Here is a 4,485-nt window from a genome sequence, read left to right on the forward strand (position 1 = left end):
TGGGTTCGTGCGCCAATGGGGGTGGCTATTATCACTATTCCTATTCGGTGGTGCGCGGTTGCGACCGCATTGTGCCTGTGGACGTGTATGTACCAGGGTGTCCGCCAACTGCGGAGGCTTTGTTGTATGGTTTGATTCAGTTGCAGGGCAAAATTAAACGCACTTATACGATTGCGCGGCATTGAGATTTTTTCAGGCAGCCTGAAAATATTAAGGATAAATTCATGATAAGTGAAAAACGCCAAAATGAATTAAGAGAACTTTGTGAACTTTGGTCTATCGCCTTTGACGATTATTATTGTGAAATGGATGATGATGAGTTTGAAGACGAGGTATCTGATTGGGAAGAGGGCGAAGACGACCCACTTTATCAAGCCTGTTCTCGCCAAAGACAAATGGGTTTTGAAGCTTATCAGCAAGAAATCATAGCTGAAATTGCCGCGCTTGATGTCGCAGAAGAATTGCATTTCATCGCCCAAAATTACAATTGGGACGATGGCATGGGCGTGCTGCAACAAATCGCACAGCACCCTAAATGTAGTTTCCAAACTGCAAAACTCATTTATTGGTATTCGCAGCCTGATTATATTTATGAAAATTATGGCGCACCGACCAATCCGTTGGGCAAGCCATTTGAACTGGATAATGCGGAACACGCTCAATTGTTAATCATCATAGAACAGCGTATGCAAAACAGTAACTATACGGAAACGCTTGATGTTGAATTGAATTTTTCTGGTTTTAATGCGCCTGATTACAATAAAGCGCCATTTGACCGCATACCTGAAATATTGAGAATTTGAAATCTTTCAGGCTGCCTGAAAAAGTAGGGTGCATCTTGATGCACCATATTAACACATTGATTTAATTGATTTGGTGCAATAAATTGCACCCTACGAAAAAGATAAACTGGGAACGAAAAATGCACGTTATTGATTTACAGGCAGCCTGCACCGAAATTTTGGGCGAAAAAGCCAGCAAAATCACATTGGCATTTGACGAAATCACCGTTGAATGCCAGCCTGAACACTATTTGGACATCATGACCACCTTGCGCGACCACCCCGAATTGCATTTTGAAAGTTTGGTGGATTTGTGCGGCGTGGATTACAGCACCTACAAAAACCAAGTGTGGCACGGCAAACGCTTTGCGGTGGTCAGCAACTTGGTTTCGGTGAAAAACAATCAGCGCATTCGCGTGCGCGTGTGGGCGCAAGACGACCATCTGCCCATGGTGGAAACCGTTACCCCCATTTACAACAGCGCAGATTGGTATGAGCGTGAAGCCTTTGATATGTATGGCATTATTTTCAATCATCACCCCGATTTGCGCCGCATTTTGACGGATTATGGTTTTGTCGGACACCCATTCCGCAAAGATTTCCCCATTTCAGGTCATGTGGAAATGCGTTACGATGAAAATGAAAAGCGCGTGGTTTATCAACCTGTTACCATTGAGCCGCGTGAAATCACACCGCGCATAGTACGCGAGGAGAACTACGGTGGCTAAATTACGCAATTACACGATTAACTTCGGCCCTCAACACCCAGCCGCGCATGGCGTATTGCGCCTGATTTTGGAATTGGAGGGCGAAACCATCGTCCGTGCCGACCCGCACATCGGTTTATTGCATCGTGGCACGGAAAAGTTGGCTGAAACCAAAACCTATCTGCAAGCCCTGCCATATATGGACAGGCTGGACTACGTTTCCATGATGGTAAACGAGCAAGCGTATTGCATGGCGATTGAAAAACTGATGGGCATTGAAGTCCCCATTCGCGCCAAATACATACGCACCATGTTTGCCGAAGTAACGCGCATTCTCAATCACTTAATGGGCGTGGGTTCGCACGCGCTGGATATTGGCGCAATGACCGCGATTTTGTACGCTTTCCGCGACCGTGAAGAGTTGATGGATTTGTACGAAGCCGTATCGGGGGCGCGTATGCATGCGGCTTATTTCCGTCCAGGGGGCGTGTATCGTGATTTGCCCGATTTCATGCCCAAATACGAATCCAGCAAATACCGCAACGCCAAAGTGTTGAAAGAATTGAATAAATCGCGCGAAGGCACGATGTTGGATTTTATTGACGCATTTTGCGAACGTTTCCCCAAAAACATTGATACATTAGAAACACTTTTGACCGACAACCGCATTTGGAAACAACGCACGGTGGGCATAGGCGTGGTGTCGCCTGAACGTGCCTTGCAAAAAGGTTTTACAGGCGTGATGTTGCGCGGTTCGGGCGTGGAGTGGGACATTCGCAAGAAAACCCCTTACGAAGTGTACGACCAAGTGGATTTTGACATTCCTGTGGGCGTGAATGGCGATTGCTACGACCGTTATTTGTGCCGTGTCAATGAGATGCGCCAATCGGTACGGATTATCAAACAGTGTGCCGACTGGTTACGCGCCAATCCGAATTTGCCCGTGATTGTGAAAGACCAAAAAGTCGCGCCACCCAAACGCACCGACATGAAAACAGGCATGGAAGATTTGATTCATCATTTCAAACTGTTTACCGAAGGCATGCACGTTCCCGAAGGCGAAACCTACACGGCGGTGGAACACCCCAAAGGCGAGTTTGGCATTTACATGATTTCCGATGGCGCAAACAAGCCGTATCGCTTGAAAATCCGCGCCCCAGGTTTTGCCCATTTGCAGGGCATGGACGAAATGGCGCGTGGGCATATGCTGGCAGACGTGGTGGCGATTATCGGTACGCAAGATATTGTGTTTGGGGAAGTGGACAGATGATTTTTCAGGCAGCCTGAAAACAGGAAATGGAAATGATGGAAGAATTATTTAGAAAATGGTTTGAAGTTGTTTATCGTGATGACCCTGAACAAGTAGATGAAATTGTCTCTATTTGGCAAGATGTGGTTGATGACGATGATGAAGAAGAAGCGACTTGGAACGGTGATGAAATTTTTACAAGTTTCTTGTTGCACAATGAATTAGGCGATGGTACACATTTTTTTGCGATTGATTGGAAAGATGCTGATTCGTTCATTGCTTATTTGGACGATGATGTGGCTGAACGATTTGAATTGCGTTTTGATTGGTCGGAACAAAATCGTGAAGAAGATGATGTGGAAACATTGTTACAGTTGGCAGCGCAGAAATTGGCGCAACACGATGTTGCATTGTATTCATTGGATACACAAAGTGATTTGTATTATTTTGTTTTCATTCCCAATGTGGATAAGCCAGATTTTGAACGTGTTTCGCAAGAGTGGGGCATTGGTTACCAGTTAATTCAGGCATAAAACGATTTTTCAGGCAGCCTGAAAATCAAATTATTATTTTATTAGGATTACAAAATGTTATCCGCACAATCATTAAAAGAAATTGACATTGAATTGGCAAAATACCCCGCCGACCAACGCCGCAGCGCAGTGATGGGCGCGTTGCGGATTGCCCAAGTGGAATTGGGCTGGCTGAAACCCGAAACCATTGAATTTGTGGCAAATTACATCGGCATACCTGCCATTGCCGCTTATGAAGTGGCAACGTTCTACAATATGTACGATTTGCAACCTGTGGGCAAATACAAGCTCACGGTTTGCACCAATTTGCCGTGCGCCTTGCGCGGTGGCGTGGATGCAGGCGAATACCTGAAACAAAAACTGGGCATAGGCTATGGCGAAACCACCGCAGACGGCAAATTCACGCTGGTTGAAGGCGAGTGCATGGGCGCGTGTGGCGATGCCCCCGTTATGCTGTTGAACAACCACAAAATGTGCAGCTTTATGGATGCGGCTGCGATTGACGCGAAATTGGCGGAATTGCAGTAAGGCTTTTTCAGGCTGCTTTGCTTGCCCCCACCCTAACCCTCCCCCGTTTGGGACGGGGGAGGGGACAGATTGCAGTAGCGACAAAATAATGTTGGTATAAATTGAAAATGGCAGAAAAAAGTCTTTCAGGCAGCCTGAAACAGTAGAATAAGCAGTAACCTGTTCCCTCCCCCGTCCCAAACGGGGGAGGGTTAGGGTGGGGGCAAAACAGCATGCCAGAAACAACCCGTAACCGAGTTTTAAAACCTTATGCACAAAATTTACGCAAGAACATGACGTTGGCAGAGCAACATTTATGGTATTTTTTGCGAAAGAAACAGTTAAACGGCATCAAATTCCGCCGACAACAGACAATAGGCAGTTACATCGCTGATTTTGTCAGCATGGAACACAAATTAATTATTGAATTAGACGGTGGACAACACGCCGAACAAATCGCTTACGATAATGCGCGAACCGAATTTTTAAACAGTCAGGGTTATCGTGTTGTGCGATTTTGGAATAATGAAGTTTTACAGAATACCGAAGCAGTTTTAGAACAGATTTTGAAATATTGTGGCAGCGATTGCCCCCGCCCTAACCCTCCCCAGTTGGAGACGGGGGAGGGGACAAATGAGTGGAAGATTGACTATTTCAGGCTGCCTGAAAATAAAATAAATAGGTAGAAAACATGGCAATTTATCAAT

5 protein-coding genes and 2 pseudogenes are annotated in these 4,485 nt (G+C 45.8%); all 7 read left to right on the forward strand.

Annotation, left to right across the window (positions count from 1 at the left end):
- Positions 1 to 185, forward strand: a pseudogene (locus Q4B82_RS05250) (NADH-quinone oxidoreductase subunit B); the annotation flags it as partial.
- Positions 186 to 224: 39 nt separating this feature from the next.
- Positions 225 to 803, forward strand: a complete 579-nt coding sequence (locus Q4B82_RS05255; protein WP_303065380.1) for a DUF4274 domain-containing protein — start codon at positions 225 to 227, stop codon at positions 801 to 803.
- 119 nt (positions 804 to 922) lie between these two features.
- Positions 923 to 1,510: an NADH-quinone oxidoreductase subunit C gene (locus Q4B82_RS05260; RefSeq protein WP_303065381.1), complete on the forward strand. Its 588-nt coding sequence runs from the start codon at positions 923 to 925 to the stop codon at positions 1,508 to 1,510.
- Entirely contained in the window at positions 1,503 to 2,759 is a 1,257-nt protein-coding gene (gene nuoD / locus Q4B82_RS05265; protein WP_303065382.1) for an NADH dehydrogenase (quinone) subunit D, read from the forward strand. The genes Q4B82_RS05260 and nuoD overlap by 8 nt, the downstream gene beginning before the upstream one ends.
- A 32-nt stretch (positions 2,760 to 2,791) precedes the next feature.
- Complete coding sequence (locus tag Q4B82_RS05270; RefSeq protein ID WP_303065383.1) at positions 2,792 to 3,271, forward strand: hypothetical protein; 480 nt, start codon at positions 2,792 to 2,794, stop codon at positions 3,269 to 3,271.
- Positions 3,272 to 3,325: 54 nt separating this feature from the next.
- Positions 3,326 to 3,799, forward strand: coding sequence for an NADH-quinone oxidoreductase subunit NuoE (gene nuoE / locus Q4B82_RS05275; protein ID WP_097113845.1), 474 nt, complete (start codon positions 3,326 to 3,328; stop codon positions 3,797 to 3,799).
- Positions 3,800 to 4,011: 212 nt separating this feature from the next.
- Positions 4,012 to 4,350: pseudogene (locus Q4B82_RS05280) on the forward strand (endonuclease domain-containing protein); the annotation flags it as partial.
- Positions 4,351 to 4,485: the final 135 nt, after the last annotated feature.

The sequence above is a fragment of the Alysiella sp. genome (assembly GCF_030525755.1).
In the GTDB taxonomy this organism is placed as follows: Bacteria; Pseudomonadota; Gammaproteobacteria; order Burkholderiales; family Neisseriaceae; genus Simonsiella.

What these genes read in the sequence shown, in the direction of transcription:
- Q4B82_RS05255 (WP_303065380.1), top strand. Translation starts at nt 225, where the DNA reads ATGATAAGTGAAAAACGCCAAAATGAATTAAGAGAACTTTGTGAACTT.
- Q4B82_RS05260 (WP_303065381.1), top strand. Translation starts at nt 923, where the DNA reads ATGCACGTTATTGATTTACAGGCAGCCTGCACCGAAATTTTGGGCGAA.
- Q4B82_RS05270 (WP_303065383.1), top strand. Translation starts at nt 2,792, where the DNA reads ATGATGGAAGAATTATTTAGAAAATGGTTTGAAGTTGTTTATCGTGAT.
- nuoE (WP_097113845.1), top strand. Translation starts at nt 3,326, where the DNA reads ATGTTATCCGCACAATCATTAAAAGAAATTGACATTGAATTGGCAAAA.